Raw genomic sequence first — 26,435 nt, 5'->3', positions numbered from 1 at the left:
GCACCCGTCGGCCATCAGCCGCCGAGCGCGCTACCAGCAAATCCTCGGGCAGCACGCACTATGCGCCCACCTGTCCCGGTAACAGTTGACCGCCGGAAACGGTTCACCCGAGCCGACCGGCGAGGGCCGAGCTCCGCCCGGCATCGTCGCTGGGTTCGACCGCGTTCGGCGGGCCCCGCGGATTGACTTCGACCACAGCGGGTAGCACGACGGTCGACACCCGCTCCGCGAGTCAGCGAGGAGAAGCTATGGCCCAGCAAGTCTCCGACTATGTCCTGCGGCGCCTCCGCGAATGGGGGGTCGAGCAGGTCTTCGGTTACCCCGGCGACGGCATCAACGGCCTCGTGGCCGCGTTCGGCCGCGCCGACAATTCACCGCGGTTCGTCCAGGCCCGGCACGAGGAGATGGCGGCTTTTCAGGCGACCGGGTACGCCAAGTTCAGCGGCAAGGTGGGCGTATGTACCGCGACCTCGGGCCCCGGTGCGATCCACCTGCTCAACGGGCTCTACGACGCCAAACTCGATCATGTTCCGGTGGTGGCCGTCGTGGGTCAGACCGCGCGGAGCGCGATGGGCGGCAGCTACCAGCAGGAAGTCGACCTCCAATCGCTGTACAAGGACGTCGCCGCCGACTACCTGGTTGAGGTGAACGTCTCCAGCCAGCTGCCGAATGCCCTGGACCGGGCCTTCCGCACCGCCATCGCTCGCCGCTCCCCCACCGCGGTCATCATCCCGGCGGATCTCCAGGAGGAACCGTACGAGCCCCCGCAGCACGAGTTCAAACAGGTTCCGTCCAGCCCGCCCGCGGCACCGGTGACGAGTTCCGATCCGGCAGAGGACGAAATCCGGCACGCCGCCGATGTGCTCAACGCCGGGTCGAAGGTCGCCATGCTGGTGGGCCAGGGCGCCCGGGCGGCCGCGGCGGAGGTGCTCGAGGTCGCCGACCTGACCGGTGCGGGCATCGCCAAGGCGCTCCTGGGCAAGGACGTCCTGCCCGATGACCTCCCGTTCGTCACCGGGTCGATCGGACTGCTGGGCACCCGGCCCAGCTACGAGCTGATGCGCGACTGCGACACCCTGCTGATCGTCGGTTCCAATTTCCCCTACAGCCAGTTCCTGCCCGAACTCGATCAGGCACGCGCGGTACAGATCGACCTCGACGGCGCGATGATCGGCATGCGCTATCCCACCGAGGTGAACCTGGTCGGCGACGCGCGGACCACCCTGCGCCACCTGATCCCGCTGCTGCAGCGCAAACAGGACCGCTCCTGGCGCGAGGAGATCGAGAAGAACGTGCACCGGTGGTGGGCCACCGTGGAGCGCCAGAGCATGCTCGACGCCCACCCGATCAATCCGATGCGGGTGGTGTGGGAGTTGTCCGAGCGGATTCCCGGCAACGCCATCGTGACCGCGGATTCCGGATCCTCCACCAACTGGTACGCCCGCTGCCTGCGCTTCCGCGATCAGATGCGCGGATCGCTCTCGGGCACCCTCGCCACGATGGGCCCGGGGGTCCCCTATGCCATCGGCGCGAAGTTCGCCCATCCCGACCGCCCCGCGATCGCCCTGGTCGGCGACGGCGCCATGCAGATGAACGGGCTCGCCGAGCTCATGACCATCGCCCGCTATCAGCATCTGTGGCAGGATCGCCGGCTGATCGTCTGTGTCTTCCACAACAACGATCTCAATCAGGTCACCTGGGAACTGCGTGCCATGGGCGGCGCGCCGAAGTTCGAGGAATCGCAGAGCCTCCCCGATGTCTCTTACGCCGAGATCGCGCGGGCGATGGGTATCGAGGCGGTCGCGGTGGAGAAACCGGACGCGATCGGCGGAGCCTGGGATTACGCTCTCGCCGCGGACGGGCCGGTCGTTCTCGACGTCCGATGCGACCCCGAGGTGCCGCCGATTCCCCCGCACGCCAGCTACGAGCAGCTGAAGGAGATGGCCGCCTCGGTACTGCGCGGCGACCCGGACGCCTGGCATCTGATGGTGCAGGGCGCCAAGGCCAAGGCGCAGGAGTTCCGGCCCTGACCGGGAAGGCACCGGCACAGGCCTCGCCCATGCGGCCACTGCGACCGCGTGGGTGTCATGCCCAGGCGTGCGCCCCTGAACCGGGTGACAGCGGCGACATGAGCCGTCCCCAGAATTCGTGCCGGATCGCATCCCAGAGCCCGGCCAGTTCCGGATACAGTTCTCGTGCCCGCGCGAGGTCCGGATAGCTGCCGGAGGGGAAGTGGACCACCGGGGAGGCATCGGAGAGTTTTTCGACGACGACGATGGCGATGGCGTGATGCCGCAGCAGGCGCCAGGTGGCGCGGAGCCCGTCGACTTCCGTCCGGCACATACCTTCGTTCACCGACGCGCCGCCCGAACATCCGCCCTGCTCGATGGTCACCGCCGGGCCGGCGGATGGTTCCGCACCGCGACGACGCTGCCGATGCGGATCCTCGACACAGCCAGCCGGGTGTTCGTGCATGTCGTTGCCTCTCTGGATCGTCCGGTCCGCTGAGGGCGCCCCGAGGCGGCGCCACCGACAATCTAATACCTATGAAACCATATTTCAATGGCTTGGGCGATGTGGAGCGCGATCCTGGGATGAAAGACCGGTGGGGCGCCGACTCTCTATTGACTCCATAGTTCATATTTCAAATTCCGAGTCATAGAATCGATCCACATACCGCGCACCGGAGGAGTCGCGTTGTCCCAGCAGGAACGCGCGGGCCTGACCGCGCTCAGCGCTGTTCTGTCACCACTGGAGGGCAGTGGTCCGAAAACGGAGGCCGTGGTCCAGCGACTTTCCGCGGCGATCAGCCTCGGGGTGATGGTGGACGGCCAGCAGTTGCCGAGCGAACTGACCCTCGCCGATCAGCTGGGTGTATCGACGATGACGCTGCGCGAGGCACTGGCCGTCCTCCGGCAGCAGGGCATCGTCCGCACCAAGCGAGGTCGCGGGGGCGGTAGCTTCATCTGTTCGTCCGCGGAGGTCCTCGAACACACCGCGTCGGCCCGGTTGCAGCAGATGAGTCTCGCGGAATTACGCGACCTCGGCGACGCCCAGTTCGCCATCGCCGGGGCGGCCGCGGTATTCGCCGCCCGCCGCGGCGGCCGGGCCGATGTGGCCCGGCTCCATGCCCTGACCGACCGGTTGCGGACCAGCACCGAACCGGTCGCGGCCCGGCGGGCCGACAGCCGCTTCCACATCGAGATGGCCGTATGCGCGCAGTCCACCAGACTCACTCGGGCCCAGGTCGATCTCCAGGCCGAGCTCTCCGCACTGGTCTGGCTGCCGCGGGTGGAGCTGGATCCGGCCGCCGAGGCCTCGGTCCACAGCGATCTGGTCCGCGCCATCGAACGCGAGGATGATGCCGCGGCCCGGGAGCTGGCAGAATCACATAGTGAATCCCGCATCCGTCGCCTCGTCGCCCTACGTATGGAGCTCAGTGATCGATGACGGACAAACCGAGACCTCCGACCGTCGAGTCGCTCGCTTCTGTCGTGGCAGAGCTGGCCGAGCAGATTTTCTTGCCGCTGACGACGATAGGGAACGCGTTGACGAGCGTGTGGAACGAGGTCACCGGAAACCGGCGATCGGCTCCTCGTTCCGCCGACCTGACGTCGCTGCGTGAGCCCATCACCCGGGAACTGGAGCAGGCGGGCGACCTGTTCGACGGGGCGGGCGTGGTCATCGCCGACGGTGTACTCGCCGACCGGCCCCGGTTCCTCGAGTGGTGGCAGTTGCATCCGGCACACGAACCCCACCGGCTGGACCCCGAGCTGAATCCGCAGAGCGAATACTTCTACGACTACACCCAGATGGACTGGTATGTGGTCCCCCGTGACGAGCGGCACCGCTGGGTGCACGGACCCTACATCGATTTCGCGTGCACCGACCAATACGTGTGCACTTTCGCGGTTCCGGTCGTTACCGCCGCGGGACAGTTCCTCGGGATCGCCGGCGCCGATGTGCCGGTCGGCGCGATGCAGGAGGTCCTGCTTCCCCGGTTCCGGGCCTCGGTTCACGCCCTTGTGCTCGTCAACGCCGAGGGCCGCGTAATCCTGGCCACCGATCCGGGACTCCCCCCTGGGTCCAAGACCGGCGCCGGCCGAACCGGTATCGGAGTGCCGATCGACGCGTTACCCTGGTCGCTCCGTCGGCTGGAGAACACCGCACCGCACTGAGACAACCGCCGTTGCGGTACGGCACGACAGCGGTACCCACGCGCCGCGCGAACCCCGCGACGCCCGTCCGGATACGGCCGGGCTCCCCGGAGAGCACTTCAGGTGCGCGGAACTTCCGGCTCCGGGAGGAACCTCGCGCGGCCGTGGATGTGGAATTCGCCCTCGAGCGCCCGCTGGTCGGCTTCGGTCAGCGGTACGTACTTCGGTGCCCCCCGACCCACCCGGTGGAACACCGGTTCGTCACCGCGCCACAACTGTGCCTGCAATTCGCGCTTGAGCACCTTGTTCGATCCGGTGACCGGCAATCTCGCCGACACCCGCACGAACCGGGGCGCGGACTTGGTCCCGAGATCGTCCTGGCCGGCCAGGAACGCCGCGAACCGGCCCGGATCGAAGCCGGACACGTCGGCGACCTCGATCGCGGCCATGACCTGGTCGCCCGAACGCGGGTCGGGCACCGCGTACACACCGGCCGCGATGATCTCCGGGTGTCGCCGCAGAATCCGCTCGATCAGCAACGCCGAGATGTTCTCCCCGTCCACGCGGATCCAGTCGCCGCGCCGACCGGCGAAGTAGATGAACCCGGCTTCGTCGACATAGCCGAGATCACCGGTCCAGTACCAGCCGTGCCGGATCCGCTCGGCCACCGCGGACTCGTTCTTGTAATACCCCTCGAAACGTTGCGCGCCGCCCTTGTCGACCATCTCACCGATGGCCTGGTCCGGATTGAGAACCCGGCCGTGCCGGTCGAGCACCGCCCGGGCACACTCGCTCCGGGTCTGCGGGTGTACGACGACGATGCCGTCGTGCGCCGGCCGGCCCAGTGCGCCCGGGGGTGTGTCCGGGTCGGGTTTCACCGACCCGGCGCCCTCCGAGGACCCGTAGCCCTCCAGCAATTCGGCTCCGAAGCGGCGCGCGAACTGCGCCCTGTCCTCCGGCGAGGCCTCGGTGCCGAACCCGCGGACGAGGGTGTTGTCGCTGTCGTCGGGCAGCTCCGGGGTGGCCAGCAGATAGCTCAACGCCTTGCCCACGTAGGTGAAGAACGTGGCGCCGAAGAAGCGCACGTCCGGCAGGAAGCCGGAAGCAGAGAATTTCGGTGTCAGGCAGACGGTCGCACCGTTGGCCAGTGCCGGCGCCCACAGCGCCATCAACGCGTTTCCGTGGAACAGCGGCATACAGCAGTAATCGACGTCGGCGCGCACATGGCCGTATTTCTCGGTGTTCGCGTACGCCAGGCGCGCCAACCGGCCCTGGCTGCATCGCACCGCCTTCGACGTACCGGTGGTTCCGGAGGTGAACAGCAGCAGCAACAGCGACGAGGCGTGCACCGCCGGACCGGCGGCGGGCTCCGCCACCCGGTGCGCGGCTACCCGGGCGAGATAGGACGGCGCGTCGACGAGGACGAAACGGTCCGCGCCGAGCCCCAGGTCGAGATCGGCGATACGCGCCATACCCGCGGTGTCGGTGACGATCAGCTGACAATCGACATAACGGATCTCGGCCTCGAGCTCGGCACCTCGCCGTGTCGGGTTGATGCCGACGATCACCGCCCCGGTCAATGCCGCGCCGCCGAGCCAGAACAGGAATTCGGGGGTGTTGTCGAGCAGCACGCCGATATGGAACGGGCCCTCGACGCGCAGAGCGGTGGCCAGCGCGCCCCGGGCCGCGCTCTCGCGCACCGTCTCGTCCCAGGTCCAGTCCCGGTCCCGGGTCCGTACGCCCGGATGGGCGTCGCCGAGGCGATCGAGCAGCATCTCGGCTATGGTCACGCGTTCCAACTCGGCTCCTGCCCTCGTACCGCATGCCATACGTTCCCGGCCGCTCGTCGGCATCCCGGGCCGACGCTATCCCCCGCGGCGCCCGCCTCGTCGGTCCGGTCCCGGCCAGTGGAAGGTGCGCGCGTACGCGGTGATCCGACAGCGGCGAACCCGGGGCGGTACCGGCGTTCTTCCACGCCCGGTATCAGGTCCCGAGTTGGGACAGACCGAATGCCGTCAGGAAGCCGGCCACGGTGATCAACCCGATCCAGATATGAGCGTGTTCGAACGCTTCCGGGATCATCGTGTCGGCGATCATCGCCAGGATCGCGCCGGCGGCCAACGCGGTGATCGCGGCCAGCACGGTCGCCGACGCACCGCCGAGCAGACCGTAACCGGCCATCGCCGCCGCGCCACTGACCACCGCGATACCGGCCCACAATGTGAACACATACCGGGGGCCGCGGCCGGCGCGGCGCATTCCCGAAGCGCTGGACAGCCCTTCGGGGACATTGCTGATGAACACCGCCGCAACGGTCACGGCGCTGACGGCGCCGCCGCCGAGCAGGGTGGTGCCGATGACGATCGACTCCGGTATCCCGTCCAGTAACGCGCCCAGGGCGATCGCGGTCCCGGAGCCGGATTGTTCGGATTCCGAGGGCTGCTGGTCGCCCGAGCGTTTGCGGTGCCGCGCCCCTCGCTGGGCCAGAACGATATTCGCGAGGGTGTAGACCAGGGCCCCGGAGATCGCGCCGAACGCGGTGGGCGCCATTCCACCTCGATCGTGCGCTTCGGCGATCAATTCGAACGACACCGCGGACAGCAGTACACCGCTGCCGAAGGCCATCACACTGGCGACGATTGCCACCGGTATCCGAACCAAGTACCCGACCAGGGCGCCCAGCAGCAGCGATGATCCTGCCAGCAGCCCCCAACCCCCCGCGATCAACACATCCCACACGCGCGCACGTCTCCTCACACACTGTGCCCGCGGGCACCGGTCATCGAGACCGGTGCTACCCGCGGCGTCCGCGGAGAAACCGGTGGCGGCCTGTAATAGCTACCCGATCGCACGGAAGCGGATTCGGCGCAACGGGATTCGCCAGGGTATCGCGGGCCCGGGCAGCCTACGCGGGGGTGACGGTGCTGCGGGGGCGAAAGCCGGCCGGGGTCTCCACGTGCACCCAGCAGCCGCTCGTGCCGTCGCCGAGGGTGGTCAGCGGCGGGGACAGGAACGACGGCGGAGCGAAGCGCACTTCGGTGCGCTGCGTGGCCGTCGTGACCACAGCGGGCTGTTCGGGTCCGCTCCATTCGCTGACCCACAATCCGCCCACGAACCACACCGGAGGCCTCGCGCCGTCAGCGAGTGCGACCGTCACCGGATCACCCACGTATTCACCCCACACCACCCACCACCGGCCCGGGGTATTGGCATTGATGGGCCCCGACACACCGACGGCCATATCCGCGCGCCCGGACCACGGCCGCCACAGCAGCTCGTCCTCCCCCGCCTCGGTCACGATCTCCCCGTTCGGCCGCGGCTGTGTCACCCGGAAGCAGCGGTCGGTGCCGCGCCATTGTAATTGAATTCCCGACAGCGGTAACACTTCCGACTCGAAGTTCGACTCGTGGTATCCGTTCGCCATCACGGCTCCTCACTCCTGCGCTGCTCCGCTCCTGTACTGCCCCGGAGCGCCGACATCGGCCGTGCTACCCCTCGTACCTGTTACTAAACCGTGATGATGGGGCCGCCGTTCGCGGTCGGCGCCTCGACCACCGGAGAGCGGCAGTGTCACCGGCTTTTGCGGTCACTGCCCGAACGCCGGCGGCGCGCGGGTCCGCGCCGCGTAACGCTCAATGCGGTCCGGCCCGCACCGCGAGTTCCACCGCGGTCGCCGCGCCGCCGGTCCAGGGCTCCCCGTGGCCCGGGAGCACCGAATGCGCTCCCGTATCGGCCAGCGCGGCCAGGGACGCCAGGGCCATGGGACTGTCTGCGGTGGCCGCACCCGCGACGATCTGCGGCCCTTTCCCGCCGGTATAGGGATCCAGCGTCACCAGCGCATCACCGGAGAGCACCACGTCGCGCTCGGGCAGGTGCAGGGCGCAGTGTCCGAGAGTGTGGCCCGGGGTGAACACCACCCGCGGCCTGCCCGGCACCGGAAGCCGCGAACCGGCCTGCAGGGACAAGATGTCGTCGAGCCCGCGCACGACCAGCGCTCCGGCCAGAGCCATCTTTCCCAGCACCGCCACCGAACGCGGGTATTTCAACGGATACCGCAGTGGATTGCGTTCGCGTTTGTATCGATAAGGGTGGGCGGCCAGCTCACGATCACCGTCATGGGCGAAGACGGGGACACCCCAGGTCTCGTGGGCACGCTTGGCCGACCCCACGTGGTCGAAATGCGCGTGCGTGAGCAGGACGGCCCGCACCTCGGCCGGCGTACGCCCCATATCCCGTAAGGCGGCGGTGATGTGGCGGAAGGTCGCGGGCAGACCTGTGTCCACGAGCGTGACACCGTCCTCGTCCTCGATCAGGTACACGTTGACATCGGCGTGTGTGATCCGGCGTATTCCGTCGGCGACCTCGCGTTTCACCATCCGGCCGACCTACCCGGCCGGGCGCGGGGCAAACCGGCCCGCCGGCCCCTCGGGATTTTCCGGTTCTGCATCATGGCCGCGAGCGAACCCGTCGGCCGCCGGAGGAACCGGCGGCCGACGGCGTTCACGGAGTGGGTGGGTCGGCCGGTTCGTCCGTTTTCCGGCCGCCGGCCATATCGCGGACTTTGTCCGTGGCGGCCGCCGCCAACCCGGCGGTCTTCTGAGCTGCCGGGCTGGACGGGGTTTTCGGGTGGGGGCGGGTGGGTGCCTTCTTCTTGGCCGCCGCCATCTTCTCCCCGAGATCGGCCATCTCCTCCGGTGGCTCGACCTCGGCGAACCGCGGCCACACCTGATTCTGCTCGTATTCGATGTGCTCGCGCATCGCGACGAGAAAATCGGTCAGTGCCTGCTCGAACTCCGGTGTTCCGGCTTCGGAGTCCTCGATCTGCTGGAGCAGTTGTTTACCCGACTCCTCCTGGTCGAGGCCGTGATCGGCGAGTTCGTCGCCCTCGGGCAGGATCTTGCGGACCGCGGGCCAGAAGAACTGTTCCTCGACCGCTTCGTGCTGCGAGGCGGCGATCACCAGGCTGGTGGCCAGATGTCCGCGGTTGCGCAGCTCGGTTTCGCTGGTGCCGCGGCCGCGTTCGAGTGATTCGATCATGCCGAGCACGCTTTCGTGGTCGGCACGTAGGAAAGTCAATGCGTCCATGATGTGCTCCCTGGCCCCACCGGTGCGGTTCAGGCGGGCCCGTGCTGTTCGTGGGTGAACGGTTTACTGCCCGCTACCGCGGGGCTGCCCTCGGGGTTGGTGGCCGGACCCCGGTTTTCCCGGTGACCGGTACCCAGCCAGTCACGCACCGGGTCGGCGACGTATTCCCATTCCACGCCGGCCGGCCACGGTCCCTGCCCTTCGTTCCACGGTCCGCGGGCGCTGCCGTCGCCGTTGGACATGTTGAAAGCCATGTTCTGGAAGCGGTCGTCGCCGGGCAGCGCGCCGGGCGGGAAATTGACCGGCAGTTCGTTGAGAGCGGCAGTGAACTGCTGGAAGTGCGCCACCTCCCGCGACATCAGGAACGAGAGGGTGTCCTGCACGCCCGGATCGTCGGTGAACTGTTTCAGGTATTCGTAGACGATCTTGGCGCGGGATTCCGCCGCGAGATTGCTGCGCAGATCCACCGACGGCTCGCCGTTGGAGTTGACATAGGCCCCGGTCCAGGGCACACCGGCGGAGTTGCCGACATCGGGTCCGCCGCCACGCAGCGCGAGGAACAGCGGATCGGTCGCCACCTGGTGGATCGCGTGTTCTTTTCCGTCGGCCGAGGCGACCACCGGCATCCAGTCACAATGCTCGTTGGCCTGCTTGAGGTCGTCGTTGAGGCCGTCCAGGAGCATCGTGATCATATTGCCGACGATTTCGAGGTGGCTGAACTCCTCGGTGGCGATATCCATGAACAGGTCGTACATCTTCGGATGTTTGCGACGCAGCACGAAGGCCTGGCTGAAGTACTGCATCGCGGCTTTGAGCTCCCCGTTCGCACCACCGAACTGCTCCTGCAGCAGGGTGGCGAAACGCGGGTCCGGGCGCTCCACCCGCACCTCGAATTGCAGATCCTTGTTGTGGATGAACACTCGCGCTCCTCAAGGTCGGCGCCGTGGTCCGTGTCGTCTACCCCGGACTGTGGCGGGGAAACAGCAAGCAAGGAAGGCCGGAGAAAAGTGGCGACGGTGCTCACTCGGAGGATCGACACTCGCGCATACACGATCCGAGTCGCCTGGTCGCCGGATGCGGTGCGCGCCGTCGAACCCGGCCGCACCGCATCCCTGACGCGTGCTGCCCACCGTAGGCGAACCCGCACCACCCGGCGGGGAGATCGCGGGTGCGTGTCCGGTTCCGCCACAGGCGGGCCGGCCGGTACCGCAGCCGACCCTGGGTGTAGAGATGCGGCCCGAAGTGAATCAGGTGATCTCCCGGTTCACCCGGCGCGGCATGTGGAGATCGAGGGGGGCCGGGTCCCGGGGGCCGGTGGGCGGATCGGCCGGGTCCGCGGCGGGAAGTCGGTCAGCCCGTGATCGTGCACGATCGGTATCCCGTATCGATGCTCGAACGCGGTCCGCAGTTCCGGGCCGGCCTGCGCTGTACTGCAGATGGCGATCCGCACCGACGAGATGTGCGACCGTATCCCGGCGGGCAGCTCGCACAGCTGCCGATACATCGCCGGGGTCGCCGCGAAACAGGTGGCGCCGGTGGACTCGATCCGGCCGAAGAATGTCGCGGGATCGCACGGGCCCGCGATGGTGGCACGACCGTCGGCGAGCAGCGGCGCCAAGATACCCAGGACGATGCCGTCGACACGGGACAGCGGCCGGATCGACAGACTGTGGTCGGCACCGGTGAGTGCGAAGATCTCGATCGCCAATCGGCACAGCGCGTTGAAGTTCATATGGTCGAGCACGGCGATCTTCGAATCGTCCCCTGATCCTCCCACGTGAACGAGCAGTGCCGGGGCGTCATCGCTCACCCGCGCCGGCTCGGCAGTGTCGGGATCGGCTGCGGCGAACCTGTCGGGACACACGATGGAGTGGACGTGATCGGCCGGGGCCGAGTCGTGCGCGGCGACCAGAACCCGGGCGCCCGCACGGGCCACACCCTGACCGGCTTCTGCGGCGGGTAGCGCCGGATCGAGCGGGGCGACGGCGGCACCAACCCGCCACGCGGCGAAGAGGGTGACGACGAAGGCGGCGGTGTCGGGCAGCATGACCGCGAGCACATCGCCTGCCGATACACCGGCGGCGCGCAGTGAAGTGGTCGCCCGCCGCACGGCGTCCAGAAACGCGGCATTGTCCAGTTCGGCGCTGTCATCGGCGACGGCCGCGGCGTATGGAGCGAGGACCGCACGGCAGTCCGGGAGTACTGCAAGGTTCATAGATGATCCTCGGGGGCAGTGGTCCAGGTGTCGTGCATTCACGGTAGGCATGCCCCGCCGTCGGGTCTCCGTCGCGCGCCGATGAAGTCCACGGTGCTCTTTGTCTCCGGAAAACAAGCGGATGCGCAGTTCCTGGGCGCGGCCGGGACGGAGGTACGGTTGACGGTGTGACGACCGCACGTCACGACACCGCGTACGCAGACCGCTTCATCGCGGCGACAGCCGCCCGGATGAATGTACGGGTGGGTGAGATCAGCGCGGCCATCCGCACCTACATCGAGGATGACATCGCCGATCTGCGCCATGATCGGCAAACCGGCGACCTGCTCGGTGAGAGCGTCGAAGCGAATATAGCCACCGCGCTGCACGCCCTGCGCTATCACCTCCCTGTCGCCGATATCCAGGCGGCGCCCGCCGCCGTGGACTACGCCAGACGCCTGGCTCAGCAAGGCGTACCGGCCCACTCGCTGGCTCGCGCCTATCGGATCGGGCAGCGCCGGCTGACCGAGATGGTGTTTGCCGAACTGCACACGATGGCCATCCCCCTCACCGAACGGATCGGCGTGGTCGAACGCGTCACCACCACGCTGTTCGAATACATCGACCACATCACCGAACAGGTTCTCGGCAGCTACAGCGATGAACGCGAGCAATGGCTGGAAAGCCAGAACAACGTCCGGGCGGTGCGGGCACGCGAGGTGCTGGGCAGCAGCAGGGCCGTCGATGTCGACGCGGTGACCGAGGTGATCCGCTACCCGCTGCGCTGGCACCATCTCGCCCTCGTCCTCTGGCGCTCCGAGAGCGAGCTCGACAGCGAGGCGGTTTCGAACCTGCAGCGGTTCGTCCGCGAGCTGGCCGGAGCCCTCGGTGCCGCCGCGAACCCGCTGGTTGTCGCCGCCGACCGGATCAGTGTCTGGGCGTGGCTGCCCTACCGCTCCGAGCGGGCGGGTCTGGTGGCCGCGGTGCGGGAATACGTATCCGCCCGCCGCGACGCTCCGAACCTCGCCATCGGCACCTTCGCCGCCGGGGTCGACGGCTTCCGCCGCTCCCACCGCAGCGCGCAGCGCGCCTGCTCCGTCGCCCTGGCACGCGGGCTCCCCACGCCCGGGGTCGTCGCCGCCGACGACCCCGGTCTGACGACCGCGGCTTTGCTCGGCGCCGATGTCGAGGAGGCCCGCTACTGGATGAGCGAGGTGCTCGGCGATCTGGCCGGTGACAATGAGAACGACGCCCGGCTGCGCGACACGCTACGGGTGTTCCTGCGCACCGGGTCCAGTTACAAGGCCGCCGCCACCGAGCTGAATCTGCATTCCAACTCCGTCAAATACCGCGTCGGGCGCGCCATCGCGCGACGCGGTCGGCCGATCGGCGCCGATCGGCTCGATGTGGAGCTGGCCCTGCTGGTGTGCCACTGGTACGGCCCGCCGGGCCAGCGGCCGGAGCCGAAGCAATAGGTTGCCGATTCGATCAGGCGCGGTTCACCTCGACCATGAAGAAATCGGCTTTCGCCGCTCCACAATCGGGGCACGACCAGTCGTCGGGAATATCGTCCCAGCGGGTGCCGGGCGCGATACCGTCCTCGGGCCAACCGAGCGCTTCGTCGTATTCGAAACCGCATTGCACGCACTGGAACAATCTGTAATCGGTGGTCATATCACTGTCCTTCCTCGCCGACGGCCGGTTCGAAGTCGATTTTTTCTCGCACACCGCAGTCCGGGCAGCACCAGTCGTCGGGAACCGCCGACCACGCTGTGCCCGCGGGAAAGCCTTCACGCGGGGCGCCGGTGGTCTCGTCGTAGCGGTAGTCGCACACCGGGCAGGAGAAGGCGGCCATCAGCCCGCGACCCCGTATCGGGAGAGCACTCGGTGCCGCTTGCTCGGCTGGATGTTCACGCGCGTGATATCGCCCCGGTAGTGGGCCAGCACGCGATGGTCCATCACTTTCCGCCACAGCGGCGGGAAGTAGGCGAGAGTGATCATGCTCGCGTAGCCACCGGGCAGTTCGGGTGCGCCGTCCATACTGCGCAGCGTCTGGTAGCGCCGGGTGGGCGCCGCATGATGGTCGCTGTGCCGTTGCAGGTGGAAGAGGAAGATATTGGTGACGATGTGATCGGAGTTCCAGCTGTGCTCCGGTGTGCACCGGACGTACCGGCCCGACTCCGTGCGCTGCCGGAGCAGGCCGTAGTGCTCGAGGTAGTTCACCGTCTCGAGTAGCGAGAATCCGTAGACGGCCTGGAGCAGCAGGAACGGCAGCACGCCCGGTCCGAACAGCACGGCCAGCGCACCCCACAACACCACGGTCATCGCCCAGGCATTGAGCACATCGTTGCGGATGGTCCACGGCCCCTTGCCCGAACGCTGCAACCGCGTTCGCTCCAGCGCCCATCCCGATCGCAGTCCGCCCCAGACGCTGCGCGGCAGGAAACTCCAGAACGTTTCGGCGAACCGGGCGCTGGCCGGGTCCTCCGGTGTGGCTACCCGGACGTGATGGCCGCGGTTGTGCTCGATGTAGAAATGGCCGTAGCCGGTTTGCGCCAGCGTGATCTTGGACAGCCAGCGTTCCAGCTCGTCCTTCTTGTGACCGAGTTCGTGGGCGGTATTGATACCTACACCACCCATGACACCGACGGTCAGTGCCACCCCGATCTTCGACCACACCCCGAGCCCGCCCTCGATTCCCAGCCAGGACAGATCCGGCGCGGTCCACAGGTAGGCGGCGAACACCAGGCTCGCCAGCTGGAACGGGATGAAGGCGTAGACGCACCAGCGGTAGTAACGATCGTGCTCCAGTTGCTCCATCACCTCCTCGGGCGGATTCTGGCCGTCCGGCCCGAAGAACCCATCCAGGATCGGAAGCAGCACATAGACCAGCAGTGGGCCGATCCACCACCACACCGCCGCCGACCGATCCCAGCCCAATTGGTGAAACGCCCACACCAGTACCGAGGCCAGGCCGAGCGAGGTGGGTGCCACCAGCCCGAACAACCACAGGTAACGCTTTCGATCACGCCACTGCGGTGTCACCTCGCCGTGCGAACTCTGCTCGGACGTCGTCATCGTCGCCCTCCTCACTTCCGTGCGGCCGCCGCTCCGGACGGGCGCTCGGTCGGCCCAGGGACGCAACCTCACCGGCACCGGCCGTTTACACTTTTTCGATAAGTGTATTTATTACATACACATTGCATCGATCTGTCAATAGCGGGACATTCATACATGTGATGTAAGGTGATTGCCGTGGCTGACGCGCCGAACTTCCAGAACGAGATGCGCCGACTACTGCGGGAGCGGGTGATCGACACCGCGCGCGAGTTGGTCTGCACCGAGGGGTGGGGCGCGGTCAACATGTCCCGGGTGGCCAAGGAGGTCGGGGTGAGCCGCCCTGTGCTCTACAAGGAGATCGGCACCAAACAGGACCTGGCCGAGGTCGTCATCGCGGCGGAACTCGACTCCTTCCTCGCCGGCGTCACGGAAACCGTCACCGCCGAGCCCGGCGACCTCCTCACCGGAATCACCGCCGCCGCCGAGTACACCCTGCGCACCGCGGCCGACAACACCTTGCTCAAGGCCGTACTGGCCGGCCGCTCCGGGGCCGACACCTCCTTGCTCCCCACCCTGATGACCGAACCCGAACCCGTCCTGGGCCGGGCCACCGCCGCGTTCACCGCCATCCTTCGCGCCCGGTACCGCCTCGACACCTTCAGCGAGACCGAGATCGACACCCGGGTCGAAGCGGTGGTACGCCTCGTACTGAGTCATCTTTTCCAGCCCGCGGGCACCATCGACCACGCCGTCGCCCAGATAGCCCTGGTCGCCGGGCCCCTGTTCCACCGCGAGCCTTAAGAGCGGAGCCGACGACCGCTCACGATCCAGGGCCACCGGACCGCGCGCCGGCGGCTACTCGATCGCGATCATCCGACGGGTGCTGCGTCCTTCCGTACCCGCCCCGCACCGCCCGTCGGCCCCGGGTCGGCCGGAATCGCGGCCGCCGTGCTGTGCGCGCGCGTTCGACGGCCCGCCCTGGAGGCCCTGCCGGCGGCTGCCGCCCGACAGCTCACGAACAACACGGTCCCCGGCCGGCAAGAAGTGACGGGCTTCACGTCACGAATAGGTATACCCCGGGTCATTCGACCGTGATGGAGACGACTCCCCTCGGGGCACGCTGGAGGAATCCGTCGGCCCCCTCAGCGAAGGTCCAGGTCTCCATGTATTCCTCTGCTCCGAAGCACACCGGCACCAGCGGTGACGCAGGCGCTCCGCCCCGGGAAGACATCTTGATGATCCGCAGATGCGCACGATGCGACAGACTGTACGCACCGCTGACCGTGGACTGCGCATCCTGCGCCTCCGACAGCCTGGAATGGGTGCCCTCCCGCGGCGCCGGTTCGATCCTGTCGTGGCGGGTGGTGGACCGGAGCGTCATCGGTGGGCGCGGTGAGACAAAGCCGCTGACGGTCGCCGTGGTCGAACTCGACGAAGGACCGTGGGTCTACACCTCGATCGAGGGCACCATTCCGCTGGTCGCCGGCGGCCCGGTGCGGGTGCGTTTCCGGCCGCGGCCCCAGGACGGCAGATTCCCGGTTTTCACGGTCGCCGCCGAGACCTATACCCCCGGCCACCGCACCGCCGACCGCTCCGGAGGCGAACATGCCCGCACCTGACCGGCCGCACACCGACTTCTCCGTTGCCACCGCATGGGTGCGTACCGCATTGCGGCAGTGCGCTGCCCTGGACGCCACGAGATCCTTGCTTCCGGGGACGAAGCCGGTGCTCGTCTTCGCGATCCGCTGGGCTCCGTTCGGCGGTCCTACCGCCGAGGAACTCTTCGTGAATTTCGGAGTCACCCGGCAGGAGTTCATACGGATGACCGGTGCGGCGCCGGCCGCTCGACGGTCCGACGATCCGCGAACGTCTCAGTTGAAACAGCACCTGCTGATGTTGCTGACCCGGGCCTGGCGACCGGACTGCGACGCGGAATCGACTCCGGTGACCGCGACGTCGAACAGAGGCGACCACACGTCGTGAACCCGGCGCCTCGGCGCACCGCGCGCGTCGCGGGTCACACGCCGGGCCGGGGCGGCGTGTGGACCGCGAAGAACGCGTCCGCGACATCGCGCAGGGTGGCGACCGGGTCGGCGCCGAGCGGGTACACGCCCACCTGGTTCGCCCCGGCCTCCAGATGCGCGGTGAGGCCCGCCGCGACGGTGGCGGCGTCTCCGTGCGCGGTCAGCGCGTCGATCAGCGCGTCACTGCCGGAGCCGGTCAGGTCCTGGCCGGTGTAGCCGAGCCGGCGCAGATTGGCGGCGTAGTTGGTGACCCCGAGCGCCTGTCCCGGTGGCCCGGACCTGGCGGTCGCACGGGCCCGCTCGATATCGGCGTCCAGCACCGCGAAGTGTCCGGGTAGCAGCAGACGGTCGGCACCGAGGATTGCCCGGGCACCGCGCGTATGGGCGGGCGGAACCAGGCAGGGGACGGTGCCCGCGGTGCGGTCGCGGGCCAGTCGCAGCATTCGGGGGCCCAGCGCGGCCAGGACGATCCGGTCGGCGGGCACCTGCGCGCCGTTCAGCACGTCCAGGTAGGAGACGAGCGTGTCATACGGCGCGGCGTACTCGGTATCGATCTCCCGGTGGCCGATACCGACGCCGAGAAGAAACCGCTCCGGGTGCGCCGCCTCGATGCGATGGTAGGAGGCCGCGACCGTCACCGGGTCGGCGGTCCACACATTCACCACGCTCGTCGCGACGGTCAGCCGGGTCGTGGCATCCAGCAGTCGCTGCACCAGCGCCAGGTCCGCGGGCGGTGACGCGTCCAGCCACAGCGTCCCGTACCCGGCCTCCTCGACGTGCCGGGCGGCCTCCGGACTCACCTCGTGCTCCCGCAGATGCGCGCCGAGCAAACCTGTTTCGATTGTCATACAACGACTTCAGCAGGTGGGCGGCGCCCGCAGCCAGACCGGAAACGCACGCGCAGCGATAAGCTGCGCTTATCGTTCGGCACGTACGGCGCAATTCCGGCAGGAGGACCGATGGAACTGCGGACACTGCGGTACTTCGTGACCGTGGCCGAGGAGCTGCACTTCGGCCGGGCAGCCGAGCGATTGCATATCGCTCAGCCCGCGGTCAGCCAGCAGATCGCCGGATTGGAGCGCGAACTGGGGGTCCGGCTGCTCGATCGTTCCTCACGCCGCGTCCGGCTCACCGCGGCGGGCACCCGAGTACTCGACGCCGCGCGGACAGCGCTCGCGGCCGCCGAATATGTCCGGCTCGCCGCCGGACCGCCCGCCGGTACTCTCCGCCTGGGCGCGGCCGCCGGGCTCACCGCCCGGCTGGAGCACGGAATCGACGGGTTGCGCGGTGCCGGCTCACCGTTCGAAGTGGTCCTGGTCGACCTGCCGCTCACCGCCCGCCTCAATGCCCTGCGCCGGGGCGAACTCGATCTGGTGCTGGCCCGCGGCGAACCCACCGAACGCGGGATCGAGGCGATTCCGACCTGGACAGAACAGCTCCTGGCGATCGTGTCCGCCCGCCACCCACTCGCGGGACGCGCCACCGTCGGACCGGACGAGCTGGCCGGCACCGCGCTACGGATGCCTGGGCGACGGCACGATCGGCACCTGCACGAGGCGGTCGCGGCCGCGCTGCGCGGCACCGGGGTGCGGCTCGAGCTCGGCCGCCCGGCGGGCACGGCCCGCACTACCGTGATCGAAATCGGCTCCGATCCGCGCAGCTGGACAGTGCTGCCCGCCGACCAGATCACCGAGATCGGTGCCACCCGGGTGGCCGCGATACCGTTCGAGCCGCCCCTGACGATCACCGGGTCCGTCCTCGTCCCCGAGGACGGACCCGGGCATGCCGCCCGGTGCGCGGCGCCCGCGTTCGGGGGCGCGCCGACCGGTCCGGCGCCGGTGAATTATTTAACGCCCCCATTGAATTCTCCGACAAGGTAATCCTTCAGCCGAGCCCCGTCGCGTCCAGAGTGGGCGCGTGGGCTACGCACCGCGTGCCCGGCAGCGCGCCGGTGAATCGCGGATCGGAGACCGGCGCGATCACCGCCGGCGCAACCCTGTGGGTGGTATCCCCTGCCGCCGACATGGATTCGCCGGCCACGATACGAACGCCTGGGCGGTGCAGCACGCGATCACCCGGCAGCTGGTCACCTTTGCGGACTCCACCGGCAAGCTCCGCGACGATACCCGGTTGACTCCCGACCTGGCCGAGTCGTGGGATGTGAGTGCCGACGGCACCGCCTACACCTTCCACCTGCGGGACGGCGTCACCTATTCCGGCGCCTCGACCCGGAAGATCGTCGCGCGCGACTTCGTCTACGCTGACCTGCGCGAAGTTCGGCGATGCTGACCTATCCGGCCGCTGCGCCGGGCTAGGGTTGGGGCCGCTGGGTGCCGGGCGCCGCTCGGACGTTCGTCGACCAACGCTGGCGAGGAGTTCTCATGGGTTCTGTTCGGTCAGTCCGCACTTCTCTGTCCGCAGTGGTCGCGGTGCTGCTGGCGGCGACCGGGTGTGTATCCGTGGTGTCCGCCGCCCCGGAACCCGTCGATCGGCGGCCCAATGTGGTCGTGATCCTGGCCGACGACCTGGATTCGGCGACCACACCGGTGTGGCAGGCGATGCCGCGGACCGCCGCACTCGTCCGTGACCGTGGGATGGAATTCACCGACGCGTTCGCGCCGATGCCGATCTGCTGCGCCGCCCGTGCCTCCATCCTGACCGGCGAGTACGGGCACAACACCGGTGTCCTCACCAATTCCGGCGAAGTCGGCGGCTTCGAGACCTTCCGCGCGCGGGGCAACGAATCCCACACCATAGCCACCGCGTTGCACGACGCGGGCTACCGAACGGGCATGGCCGGCAAGTATCTCAACGGACTCGAAGACGACCCCGGACATATCCCGCCCGGCTGGGACGACTGGCACGCCGGAGTCGACAATTTCCTGTACTCCGGCTACAACTACACGCTCAACGAGAACGGCAACTTCGTGAAATACGGGGTGGCGCCGCAGGATTACGAAACCGACGTGATCCGCGCCAAATCCGAGCGGTTCATCACCGACGCCGCCGCCTCGGGACGGCCGTTCTTCTGGTACGCCGCCTCCACCTCGCCGCACTTCCCGATCCCGCCCGCGCCCCGGCACGTGGCCGAGACCCGGCCGACCGCCGCGCCGCGGTCACCGAACTATCAGGAGCCCGACGTATCGGACAAGCCGTCCTGGCTGATCGACACCGCGAACCCACGGGCGGCGACCATCACCGTGACCAACGATCCCGACTACACCAATCGGCTCGGGGCGCTGAAATCCCTCGACGAAATGGTCGCCGGGATCGTCGAAACCCTCGACCGCACCGGCGAACTCGTCAACACCTACCTGATCTTCACCTCCGACAACGGTTACAGTCTCGGCGCGCACCGGCTGACCCAGAAGATGGCGCCCTACGAAGAATCCATGCGGGTGCCGCTCGCCGTCAGCGGGCCCGGCGTCCGGCCCGGACGCAGCGGCGCCATGGCCCTGTCCACCGATCTCGCCCCGACCATCTTCGACTGGGCCGGCCTCCCGATCCCCGAACGGATCGACGGCCGCTCGCTGACACCCGTACTGGCCGGCGAGACCACCGGGTGGCGTAGTGATTTCGTCGCCGAGTACGGGGGTCCGGGCAGCGCGGGCCGCGACGGCATCGCCCAGGAACAGATCCCGGGCACCGACACCCCGCTCATCTACACACTCGATATGCCGTCCTGGAGCGCCGTCCGCACCGACCGCTACCTCTACGCCCGCTGGTACGAACGGGAACGTCCGCTCGACCAGCGCGAATACGAGCTGTACGACCTGCACACGGACCCGTACCAGCTGACCAACCTCATCAAGACCCCCGAAGGCCGCGCCGCGCACGCCGACCTGGTCGCCACCCTCGACCGGCGCCTGGCCGTCCTCACCGCCTGCGCCGGGGTGACCTGCCGCTGAGGAACCGGAGCACAGTCACCGCGAGCGGACCGGCTCCGCGCCGCTCGGCGCCTCAGGCTCGATTCGACGATCGGCGGCCGCCGCGCATCCACCGTTTCCGCTCGCTCAGGTCGGCCATTTCCCGGTCATCCGGTGGTACGCGAGCACCCCGGCACGGTCGACGGATGCTTTGACCAGACCGAATACCGCGCCCTGGAGAGCGGCCGCGAACAGAACCTCACGCCAGCCGTAGTCGGGCGAGGTCGCCGCCGGGGCCTCGTCCTGACCGGCGGCCCGGCGCCAGAGCTGCCGGAACACCGCGTGCGCCGCGATCCCGCCGAGAACCCCCGCCACGGTGCCGATCGGCTTGTACAGCAGGTTCATGATTTCCTGCCTCGTACGATCAGCCAGGCCACCAGTGCGGCGGCGAGGGCCGCGGTCACGGCGGGTACCGGATAGCCGCGCAGGACTGCCGCCGTCTTCCGGCCACCCGCCGCCACAGGCTCGGGCGTCCCGGCTTCGGCCCGTTCGAGGAGGTGATGGGCCTGCGCCTGCACCTGACCGGCGCGATCGCGGACGGTGCGCTCCACCTCCCCGGCCCGGTGCCGTACCTCTTCGGCGGCGTGGTGCGCGGTGTCCTGCGCGCGCGCCCGCACATCGAACTTCCCGGCGAGTTCGTCCACCGTCTCCCGAAGTTCCTCCCGGACCTGATCGCGGTCGCGCCGCAATGCGTCCCGGTCGTCGTCGACGGATCGTCCTCCGTTCTCGGTCATCACTACCTCCGGTGGGTGACGGTCGCGATATCGGCGCGCGCCCCCGCCAGGGCGTCCGTGGGCACCGGCGGCGCGCTCGCCGTGATATTCCGCTTGCCGAGCCAGGTGAGGGCGGCCCCACCGGCGAGTAGTACGGCGCCGACGATCAGGGCCGCGGCCCATCCCGGCAGGGCCAGTGCCAACGCCAGGACCACGGCCGCGATCACTGCCGCACCGCCGTAGAACATCAGCAACCCACCCGCGCCCGCGAGCCCGGCGCCCTTGGCCGCGGCGCTCGTCTTCTCCTGCATCTCCAGCCGGGCCAGGCGCATTTCGTCACGCACCAGCCTGCTCACCTGGATGGTGGCCACATCGACGAGTTCGCCGACCGACCGGTCGTCCCCTGACTGCCGCGTAGGCGGCTGTGCCGTCCGAGTCATGTGCTACCTCCTGTCCGGCGGGCGGATACCCGCCGGACCCCGGGCCAAACGACACCGTGACCGGACAGAATTCCACCCGGTTCGCGGCCGGTCCCCTGACCACGGGCCGGGCGGTCACCGCTACGCCGCTGCCACGCACTCGCCGGCGGCCACTCCGGACGTTATGACGGCCTACCCGGGCTCGGACTCCCGCAGACCGTCCGGAGGTCTCACGCGGTGACGGCGGACGGCCCCGGCGACCGGCGCACCGCACTGGTCGCCCGTCACATCCGGAACACATAGTCCGGTGTCGGCGGCACCCAGCACAGCTGCTGGGCCTGGCCGAGATCGTCCCGATTCGCCCAGTGCTCACGCACCGCGCCGTCGGTGATCCGGAACCAGTGGGTCTGGGTGACGGCGAACGATCGGCCGGTGGCCGGGAACGCCTGCTCGGGGACGCCCTGAGCGTCGTAGACCACGAACGTGCCGACCTGCCGGCCGGACATGGTGGTGTGCACGGCCGCGATGTCCTGAGAGGCGGTCGCCTCGTGGCCGGGCGTATTACCCAGGCATACGCGGTACGGGAAGGCGATGATCGCACCGCCGCCGTGGTCGCGAACCTCCCGGACGCCCCGGGTTCAGCCGGTGCGCTACGAACTCAGCGGCGCGGCAATCTCTTCCAATGACTGCCGTTCGGCCCGCACTCCGAAGAACAGCTCGACGATTCCACCGAGCATCATCATGACCGCGCCGATGGTGAAGGCCAGCGCGGTGCGACCGGGGTCGCCGTCACCGGTGAGTTCCGCGAATACCAGCGGTCCGGCGATACCGCCCGCGGCGGTGCCCAGGGCGTAGAAGAACGCGATGGCCATCGCCCTGGTCTCCATCGGGAAGATCTCGCTCACCGTCAGATAGGCGGAGCTCGCACCGCAGGAGGCCACGAACAGCACCGCGGTCCAGCAGGCGGTGAGCGTGACGGCGGTGAGGTCGCCGCGTACCAGCAGTAACGCGGTGAGCAGCAACAGCACTCCCGATCCCAGGTAGGAGCCCGCGATCATGCGTTTGCGGCCGACGGTGTCGAAAAAACGGCCGAGCAGCAGCGGTCCGAAGAAACTGCCCAGGCACATGACGGCATAGAAATAGCCGGTGCGATCACTGGGTACGTCGAAGGATTCACCGAGGATGACGGCGAAATTGAAGGTGACCGCGTTGTAGAGGAACGCCTGTCCGATGAACAGCGCCAGCCCGAGTACGCTGCGGCGCGGATACTTCCGGAACATGACCGAGGCGATCTCGCCGAACCCGGTGGAACGCCGCTGACGCACTTCGATGGTCTCCCCCACCGGGGGCAGGTCGGCACCGGTGTCCCGGCGCACCTGGTCCTCCACCGCGTCGACCAGTTCCTCGGCCTGGCGGTCACGACCGTGGATGAACATCCACCGGGGGCTTTCCGGAACATGCCGACGTACCACGAGCACCAGCAGACCGAAGAGCACGCCCATGCCGAACATGAGGCGCCAGCCGATATTCGGCGCGAACAGTTGCGGATTCAGTGCGGCCACCGAGAGCAACGCGCCGCCGGAGGCACCCAGCCAGTAGGTGCCGTTGATGACGATATCGATCCGGCCGCGGTACTTGCTGGGAATCAGTTCGTCGATCGCGGAATTGATGGCCGCGTACTCGCCGCCGATGCCGAGCCCGGTGAGGAACCGGAACAGGACGAACCACCAGACCGAGAAGGAGAACGCGGTCATGGCGGTGGCCACGAGATACACCACCAGCGTGACGATGAACAGCTTCTTGCGGCCGTAGCGGTCGGTCAGCCGGCCGAAGACCAGGGCCCCGATACACGCGCCCGCCACATACATCGCCGCCGCGAGCCCGGACACCTGGGCCGACGAAATGGCCAGACCGCTGTCGGGCTCGGACAGTTTCGCCGCGACACTGCCGACCACGGTGACCTCGAAACCGTCGATGATCCACACCGAGCCGAGCCCGACCACGATCATCCAGTGCCACCGTGCCCAGGGGAGCCGGTCGAGGCGGGCCGGGATCCGGGTGCGCACCGTCGTCATGGGGCGGGTCTTCCCGATCGCGGAAGTGACAAACCCGGTCACCCGCGCCGGGGTGGGCGAAGCCACTGGTGAGAGCGGTGCGCCGCGGGTATACGGGCGCTATGGCGACGACGTTGCGGCGCACCGTGCCCACCCACCTGCTGTACTTCTTCGTGCTCGGCGATGTACTGGGCGCGGGGGTGTACGTGCTGATCGGCGATATCGCCGCGCAGTCGGGTGGGGCGGTATGGGTGCCGCTGCTCACCGCGCTCGTACTGGCCTGCCTCACCGCGGGCTCGTACGCGGAACTGGCCACCCGGTTCCCGCGCGCGGGCGGCTCGGCCCACTACGTGACCCGGGCGCTGGGGCCGGCCGCGGGCGCCTTCATCGGGTTCTGCATGCTCGCGGCGGGCATCGTCTCGGTCGGTGCGCTGGCGCGCGGTTTCGCCTCGGATTATCTGGCCGAATTGATCACCCTGCCCACCGCGGCCGTCGTCGTGCTGTTCCTGGGCGCCCTTGCCCTGCTCAACATCCGCGGTGTCAAGGAATCGCTCGGCGCGAACGTGGTCGCCACGGCTGTCGAGGTCGGCGGGCTGCTCCTGGTCATCGGTCTCGGTGCCTGGGTGCTCGTGCGCGGCGACGGCGAGCCAGGGCGGCTGGTCGAACTGGGCACCGCCGAGCACGGCGCGGTCGGGGCCACCCTCGCGGGCGCGGTGCTCGCCTACTACTCGTTCGTCGGGTTCGAGACCTCGGTGAACCTGGCCGAGGAAGTGCGGGATCCGCGCCGGGCCTATCCGCGGGCACTGTTCGGCGCGCTACTCACCGCGGGTCTGGTGTACGTGCTGCTCGGGGTGGTCGCCGGGGCGGTCGTGCCCACCGAGGTCCTGGCGGAGTCGAGCGGTCCGCTGCTGGAGGTGGTCCGGGCGGCCGGCGGGGTACCGGAACGCCTGTTCGCCGTGATCGCGCTGGTGGCGGTCGCCAACGGCGCCCTGCTGACCGGCATCATGGCGTCCCGGCTCACCTACGGGATGGCCCGCGACGGTTTGCTGCCCGGGGTCCTGGCTCGGCTGCTCCCGCGCCGCCGAACCCCCTGGGTGGCCGTACTCGCGACCACGGCTCTCTCGCTGCTGCTGGCGTTGACCGGCGAGATCGCGGCACTCGCCGAAACTCTGGTCCTGCTCCTGCTGGTCGTGTTCACGGCGGTCAACGCGGCCGTGCTCCTGCTGCGCCGGGAACCGGACGGCACGGGCGCGTTCCGGGTGCCGACCGTGGTGCCCTGGCTCGGCCTGGCGTCCTGCCTCTTCCTGTTCACGCGGATCGACGGTGCGGTGTGGCTGCGCGGACTGCCCCTGCTCGGACTCGGTCTGGTGGTGGGCGCTGCCCAGCTCGTGCGCACGCGCCGGACCCGCGAATCCGAGCCGGTGCGTTCCGAAGTGCGCAGCGCCCCGAAACGGCGGGAGGGCTAACCCAGCTGCCGCTGCGCCGGCCACAGCTGCGCCCAGGGCGCGCGGAGGGTACGGCACACATACAGCGCCGCGCCTTGCTCGTCGTTGTCGATTCCGAGCCCGTTGTCGATCCGGCCCGCCGCCTCGGGAGCGGAATCGGCACAGAAACGCGCGACTTCCGCGCGGGTGAGGCCGACGGTGAGGACCGGGCGGGAATCGGCCGGTGGCCCCCACCACCAGTAGGCATTGTGACCGCTGTGCGGGACCGGGAGGCCGTACGAGGCGCCGAAACGCTCGATGGCCGCGGCTTCGCCGTAGTTGGCCGTGAGTATTTCCGCGTCCGGCGCCAGCCGAGCTCTGGCCTCCGCGATCCGGTCGGTGAACCGCGGCCAGCCGACCGTTTCGCCGGCGTCGTAGTTCAGGGCGAGGATCGGCGAATCGCGCAGGGCGGTCACGGGGAGCACCGGCAGGAACAATACCGCCGAGACCGCCGCGTTCAGCGCGACAACCGCCGCCGTCGCGGCGCGGCGCCAACGGGTGCGGGTCAGCACGGTTACCAGTGCGGTGGCGCCCGCGGCCAGCAGTACCGGGTACATCCCGCCCAGGTAGTAGGCCTTGCCCCCGGCGGCCAGATAGGCCACGAGAAGCACTGCGTAGGCGAGCGCGAAGGCGCGGTGGCGATTCCGGGCCAGCCACCACAGACCCGCGCCCCACAGCACCACCATCAGCGGTCCCATCAGGCCGAACTGCAGCAAGACGAAGGCGGCCGGGCCGTCCGAGGTGCCCGACGAACCACCCGCGATGGCCCGGCTCAATTCGACCTGCGGCAGCCCGTTGCGCACCTGCCACCACAGATTCGGCGCCCAGATCACCGCGGCGAGCGCGAGCGCGGCCGGAAAATACCTGGTGCGGAAAACCTCTCGGGGGCCGAGCAGCAGGAGTGCGCAGGCGAGAACCAGTAGCGGTAACGCCAGCAGTGTCTTGTTCTGCAGGCCGATCCCCGCCAGCACACCGACGAGCAACCACCGGCGCCGATCCGATTCCGGCCGCAACAGCCGCAGTACCGTCACCACCAGCGCCGACCACACCGCCAGATCGAAGATCACGGTGCCGAGCTGATGACCGCCGCCGAGCAGGAGCGCGGAGGAGGCCGCCGCCGCGGCGGCCAGGGTCTGCGCTCCCCGGCCGCCGCCCAGTTCACGGGCCACCCAGCCGGTACACACGATCACCGCGGTGGCCGCCGCGATCGCCGGGAGCCGCAGCACCACCAGCGAATCCGCGTCGATCGCGGCCATCGCCCGGGCCAGCAACGGCACCAGCGGCGGCTGGTCGGCATATCCCCAGTCGAGCCGCCGGCC

29 protein-coding genes are annotated in these 26,435 nt (G+C 68.8%); 11 read left to right on the top strand and 18 right to left on the bottom strand.

All coding sequences use genetic code 11. The annotated features are described in order from the left end of the window. Nucleotides 1–248 precede the first annotated feature (248 nt). Nucleotides 249–2,030 (top strand): thiamine pyrophosphate-requiring protein, encoded by a 1,782-nt coding sequence (locus NS4_RS01310; RefSeq protein WP_063057624.1) that lies wholly within the window; start codon nucleotides 249–251, stop codon nucleotides 2,028–2,030. A gap of 55 nt (nucleotides 2,031–2,085) precedes the next feature. Here NS4_RS01310 and NS4_RS01305 read toward each other — a convergent pair whose 3' ends face one another. Then, nucleotides 2,086–2,394 (bottom strand): hypothetical protein, encoded by a 309-nt coding sequence (locus NS4_RS01305; RefSeq protein WP_157105832.1) that lies wholly within the window; start codon nucleotides 2,392–2,394, stop codon nucleotides 2,086–2,088. 303 nt (nucleotides 2,395–2,697) lie between these two features. Between NS4_RS01305 and NS4_RS01300 the strand changes: the two genes are divergently transcribed. Further along, a complete protein-coding gene (locus NS4_RS01300) occupies nucleotides 2,698–3,450 on the top strand; it encodes a FadR/GntR family transcriptional regulator (RefSeq protein WP_063057622.1) in 753 nt (250 codons plus the stop codon). Further along, nucleotides 3,447–4,178: a cache domain-containing protein gene (locus NS4_RS01295; RefSeq protein WP_157105831.1), complete on the top strand. Its 732-nt coding sequence runs from the start codon at nucleotides 3,447–3,449 to the stop codon at nucleotides 4,176–4,178. Before NS4_RS01300 ends, NS4_RS01295 begins: the two co-directional genes overlap by 4 nt. Before the next feature lie 98 nt (nucleotides 4,179–4,276). On the opposite strand, the gene casI is transcribed toward NS4_RS01295, so the two are convergent. From casI to NS4_RS01260, 7 genes are all read right to left on the bottom strand, one after another. Then, a complete protein-coding gene (gene casI / locus NS4_RS01290) occupies nucleotides 4,277–5,986 on the bottom strand; it encodes a steroid-22-oyl-CoA synthetase (RefSeq protein ID WP_063057620.1) in 1,710 nt (569 codons plus the stop codon). Nucleotides 5,987–6,140: 154 nt separating this feature from the next. Further along, complete coding sequence (locus tag NS4_RS01285) at nucleotides 6,141–6,896, bottom strand: ZIP family metal transporter (protein WP_063057619.1); 756 nt, start codon at nucleotides 6,894–6,896, stop codon at nucleotides 6,141–6,143. A gap of 166 nt (nucleotides 6,897–7,062) precedes the next feature. Next, nucleotides 7,063–7,581 carry a hypothetical protein gene (locus NS4_RS01280; RefSeq protein WP_063057618.1) on the bottom strand — a complete coding sequence of 173 codons (519 nt, stop codon included), beginning with the start codon at nucleotides 7,579–7,581 and terminating at the stop codon, nucleotides 7,063–7,065. A gap of 208 nt (nucleotides 7,582–7,789) precedes the next feature. Further along, nucleotides 7,790–8,533, bottom strand: coding sequence for an MBL fold metallo-hydrolase (locus NS4_RS01275; protein ID WP_063057617.1), 744 nt, complete (start codon nucleotides 8,531–8,533; stop codon nucleotides 7,790–7,792). A 124-nt stretch (nucleotides 8,534–8,657) separates the two neighbouring features. Beyond that, nucleotides 8,658–9,242 (bottom strand): hemerythrin domain-containing protein, encoded by a 585-nt coding sequence (locus NS4_RS01270; protein WP_063057616.1) that lies wholly within the window; start codon nucleotides 9,240–9,242, stop codon nucleotides 8,658–8,660. A gap of 29 nt (nucleotides 9,243–9,271) precedes the next feature. After that, a complete protein-coding gene (locus NS4_RS01265; RefSeq protein WP_063057615.1) occupies nucleotides 9,272–10,162 on the bottom strand; it encodes a manganese catalase family protein in 891 nt (296 codons plus the stop codon). Nucleotides 10,163–10,506: 344 nt separating this feature from the next. Beyond that, entirely contained in the window at nucleotides 10,507–11,457 is a 951-nt protein-coding gene (locus NS4_RS01260; protein ID WP_063057614.1) for an AMP-binding protein, read from the bottom strand. A 167-nt stretch (nucleotides 11,458–11,624) separates the two neighbouring features. On the opposite strand from NS4_RS01260, the gene NS4_RS01255 reads away from it, so the two are divergent. Further along, nucleotides 11,625–12,911 carry a PucR family transcriptional regulator gene (locus tag NS4_RS01255; protein WP_063057613.1) on the top strand — a complete coding sequence of 429 codons (1,287 nt, stop codon included), beginning with the start codon at nucleotides 11,625–11,627 and terminating at the stop codon, nucleotides 12,909–12,911. Nucleotides 12,912–12,924: 13 nt separating this feature from the next. Here the strand turns inward: NS4_RS01255 and NS4_RS01250 are convergent, their stop codons facing one another. Genes NS4_RS01250 through NS4_RS01240 form a run of 3 tightly spaced genes read right to left on the bottom strand, consistent with a single transcriptional unit; the run spans nucleotide 12,925 to nucleotide 14,514 of the window. Beyond that, nucleotides 12,925–13,110 (bottom strand): rubredoxin, encoded by a 186-nt coding sequence (locus NS4_RS01250; protein WP_063057612.1) that lies wholly within the window; start codon nucleotides 13,108–13,110, stop codon nucleotides 12,925–12,927. A 1-nt stretch (nucleotide 13,111) separates the two neighbouring features. Beyond that, nucleotides 13,112–13,291: a rubredoxin gene (locus NS4_RS01245; RefSeq protein WP_063057611.1), complete on the bottom strand. Its 180-nt coding sequence runs from the start codon at nucleotides 13,289–13,291 to the stop codon at nucleotides 13,112–13,114. Next, nucleotides 13,291–14,514, bottom strand: a complete 1,224-nt coding sequence (locus NS4_RS01240; protein ID WP_063057610.1) for an alkane 1-monooxygenase — start codon at nucleotides 14,512–14,514, stop codon at nucleotides 13,291–13,293. The genes NS4_RS01245 and NS4_RS01240 overlap by 1 nt, the downstream gene beginning before the upstream one ends. Nucleotides 14,515–14,691: 177 nt before the next feature. On the opposite strand from NS4_RS01240, the gene NS4_RS01235 reads away from it, so the two are divergent. The 3 genes from NS4_RS01235 (at nucleotide 14,692) to NS4_RS01225 (ending at nucleotide 16,479) form a co-directional block, all read left to right on the top strand. Further along, nucleotides 14,692–15,297 carry a TetR/AcrR family transcriptional regulator gene (locus NS4_RS01235; RefSeq protein ID WP_245664953.1) on the top strand — a complete coding sequence of 202 codons (606 nt, stop codon included), beginning with the start codon at nucleotides 14,692–14,694 and terminating at the stop codon, nucleotides 15,295–15,297. Between the two features lie 521 nt (nucleotides 15,298–15,818). Further along, the gene (locus tag NS4_RS01230; RefSeq protein WP_245664951.1) at nucleotides 15,819–16,115 is read left to right on the top strand and encodes an OB-fold domain-containing protein; all 297 of its coding nucleotides are present in this window, start codon (nucleotides 15,819–15,821) and stop codon (nucleotides 16,113–16,115) included. Further along, complete coding sequence (locus tag NS4_RS01225; protein ID WP_157105830.1) at nucleotides 16,102–16,479, top strand: hypothetical protein; 378 nt, start codon at nucleotides 16,102–16,104, stop codon at nucleotides 16,477–16,479. Before NS4_RS01230 ends, NS4_RS01225 begins: the two co-directional genes overlap by 14 nt. 34 nt (nucleotides 16,480–16,513) lie before the next feature. Here the strand turns inward: NS4_RS01225 and NS4_RS01220 are convergent, their stop codons facing one another. Next, nucleotides 16,514–17,368 carry a TIGR03620 family F420-dependent LLM class oxidoreductase gene (locus NS4_RS01220; protein WP_063057607.1) on the bottom strand — a complete coding sequence of 285 codons (855 nt, stop codon included), beginning with the start codon at nucleotides 17,366–17,368 and terminating at the stop codon, nucleotides 16,514–16,516. A gap of 111 nt (nucleotides 17,369–17,479) precedes the next feature. Here NS4_RS01220 and NS4_RS01215 point away from each other — a divergent pair, with 111 nt between their 5' ends. The 3 genes from NS4_RS01215 (at nucleotide 17,480) to NS4_RS01205 (ending at nucleotide 20,428) form a co-directional block, all read left to right on the top strand. Continuing rightward, on the top strand, nucleotides 17,480–18,400 hold the full coding sequence (locus NS4_RS01215; RefSeq protein ID WP_084486505.1) for a LysR family transcriptional regulator: 921 nt from the start codon (nucleotides 17,480–17,482) through the stop codon (nucleotides 18,398–18,400). Between the two features lie 37 nt (nucleotides 18,401–18,437). Then, entirely contained in the window at nucleotides 18,438–18,809 is a 372-nt protein-coding gene (locus NS4_RS33790; protein ID WP_063057606.1) for an ABC transporter substrate-binding protein, read from the top strand. A gap of 92 nt (nucleotides 18,810–18,901) precedes the next feature. After that, a complete protein-coding gene (locus tag NS4_RS01205; RefSeq protein WP_063057605.1) occupies nucleotides 18,902–20,428 on the top strand; it encodes a sulfatase family protein in 1,527 nt (508 codons plus the stop codon). A gap of 105 nt (nucleotides 20,429–20,533) precedes the next feature. Here NS4_RS01205 and NS4_RS01200 read toward each other — a convergent pair whose 3' ends face one another. The 5 genes from NS4_RS01200 to NS4_RS01180 all read right to left on the bottom strand — a co-directional run bounded on the left by NS4_RS01200 (nucleotide 20,534) and on the right by NS4_RS01180 (nucleotide 23,653). Then, on the bottom strand, nucleotides 20,534–20,791 hold the full coding sequence (locus tag NS4_RS01200; RefSeq protein ID WP_063057604.1) for a DUF4235 domain-containing protein: 258 nt from the start codon (nucleotides 20,789–20,791) through the stop codon (nucleotides 20,534–20,536). Then, the gene (locus NS4_RS01195) at nucleotides 20,788–21,180 is read right to left on the bottom strand and encodes a DUF3618 domain-containing protein (protein ID WP_063057603.1); all 393 of its coding nucleotides are present in this window, start codon (nucleotides 21,178–21,180) and stop codon (nucleotides 20,788–20,790) included. Before NS4_RS01195 ends, NS4_RS01200 begins: the two co-directional genes overlap by 4 nt. 2 nt (nucleotides 21,181–21,182) lie before the next feature. Continuing rightward, nucleotides 21,183–21,599, bottom strand: coding sequence for a phage holin family protein (locus NS4_RS01190; RefSeq protein WP_063057602.1), 417 nt, complete (start codon nucleotides 21,597–21,599; stop codon nucleotides 21,183–21,185). Between the two features lie 263 nt (nucleotides 21,600–21,862). Continuing rightward, nucleotides 21,863–22,147 (bottom strand): ester cyclase, encoded by a 285-nt coding sequence (locus tag NS4_RS01185; RefSeq protein ID WP_369690196.1) that lies wholly within the window; start codon nucleotides 22,145–22,147, stop codon nucleotides 21,863–21,865. Between the two features lie 81 nt (nucleotides 22,148–22,228). Beyond that, a complete protein-coding gene (locus NS4_RS01180) occupies nucleotides 22,229–23,653 on the bottom strand; it encodes an MFS transporter (protein ID WP_063057600.1) in 1,425 nt (474 codons plus the stop codon). Nucleotides 23,654–23,754: 101 nt separating this feature from the next. Here NS4_RS01180 and NS4_RS01175 point away from each other — a divergent pair, with 101 nt between their 5' ends. Further along, nucleotides 23,755–25,098: an APC family permease gene (locus tag NS4_RS01175; RefSeq protein WP_063057599.1), complete on the top strand. Its 1,344-nt coding sequence runs from the start codon at nucleotides 23,755–23,757 to the stop codon at nucleotides 25,096–25,098. Here NS4_RS01175 and NS4_RS01170 read toward each other — a convergent pair. Next, on the bottom strand, nucleotides 25,095–26,435 hold a 1,341-nt coding region (locus NS4_RS01170), incomplete at its 5' end, for a glycosyltransferase family 39 protein (RefSeq protein ID WP_063057598.1). The genes NS4_RS01175 and NS4_RS01170 overlap by 4 nt on opposite strands.

Origin of the sequence: Nocardia sienata NBRC 100364, assembly GCF_001613205.1 — a bacterium.
Lineage (GTDB): Bacteria > Actinomycetota > Actinomycetes > Mycobacteriales > Mycobacteriaceae > Nocardia > Nocardia sienata.
This window is presented reverse-complemented; position numbering and strand designations above follow the sequence as displayed.

Coding starts and splice junctions, on each gene's coding strand:
- NS4_RS01280 (WP_063057618.1), bottom strand. CDS start 7,581: ATGGCGAACGGATACCACGAGTCGAACTTCGAGTCGGAAGTGTTACCG.
- NS4_RS01190 (WP_063057602.1), bottom strand. CDS start 21,599: ATGACTCGGACGGCACAGCCGCCTACGCGGCAGTCAGGGGACGACCGG.
- NS4_RS01260 (WP_063057614.1), bottom strand. CDS start 11,457: ATGAACCTTGCAGTACTCCCGGACTGCCGTGCGGTCCTCGCTCCATAC.
- casI (WP_063057620.1), bottom strand. CDS start 5,986: ATGGCATGCGGTACGAGGGCAGGAGCCGAGTTGGAACGCGTGACCATA.
- NS4_RS01250 (WP_063057612.1), bottom strand. CDS start 13,110: ATGACCACCGATTACAGATTGTTCCAGTGCGTGCAATGCGGTTTCGAA.
- NS4_RS01180 (WP_063057600.1), bottom strand. CDS start 23,653: ATGACGACGGTGCGCACCCGGATCCCGGCCCGCCTCGACCGGCTCCCC.
- NS4_RS01200 (WP_063057604.1), bottom strand. CDS start 20,791: ATGAACCTGCTGTACAAGCCGATCGGCACCGTGGCGGGGGTTCTCGGC.
- NS4_RS01215 (WP_084486505.1), top strand. CDS start 17,480: ATGGAACTGCGGACACTGCGGTACTTCGTGACCGTGGCCGAGGAGCTG.
- NS4_RS01310 (WP_063057624.1), top strand. CDS start 249: ATGGCCCAGCAAGTCTCCGACTATGTCCTGCGGCGCCTCCGCGAATGG.
- NS4_RS01270 (WP_063057616.1), bottom strand. CDS start 9,242: ATGGACGCATTGACTTTCCTACGTGCCGACCACGAAAGCGTGCTCGGC.
- NS4_RS01275 (WP_063057617.1), bottom strand. CDS start 8,533: ATGGTGAAACGCGAGGTCGCCGACGGAATACGCCGGATCACACACGCC.
- NS4_RS01205 (WP_063057605.1), top strand. CDS start 18,902: ATGGGTTCTGTTCGGTCAGTCCGCACTTCTCTGTCCGCAGTGGTCGCG.
- NS4_RS01175 (WP_063057599.1), top strand. CDS start 23,755: ATGGCGACGACGTTGCGGCGCACCGTGCCCACCCACCTGCTGTACTTC.
- NS4_RS01195 (WP_063057603.1), bottom strand. CDS start 21,180: ATGACCGAGAACGGAGGACGATCCGTCGACGACGACCGGGACGCATTG.
- NS4_RS01295 (WP_157105831.1), top strand. CDS start 3,447: ATGACGGACAAACCGAGACCTCCGACCGTCGAGTCGCTCGCTTCTGTC.
- NS4_RS01245 (WP_063057611.1), bottom strand. CDS start 13,291: ATGGCCGCCTTCTCCTGCCCGGTGTGCGACTACCGCTACGACGAGACC.
- NS4_RS01225 (WP_157105830.1), top strand. CDS start 16,102: ATGCCCGCACCTGACCGGCCGCACACCGACTTCTCCGTTGCCACCGCA.
- NS4_RS01240 (WP_063057610.1), bottom strand. CDS start 14,514: ATGACGACGTCCGAGCAGAGTTCGCACGGCGAGGTGACACCGCAGTGG.
- NS4_RS01220 (WP_063057607.1), bottom strand. CDS start 17,368: ATGACAATCGAAACAGGTTTGCTCGGCGCGCATCTGCGGGAGCACGAG.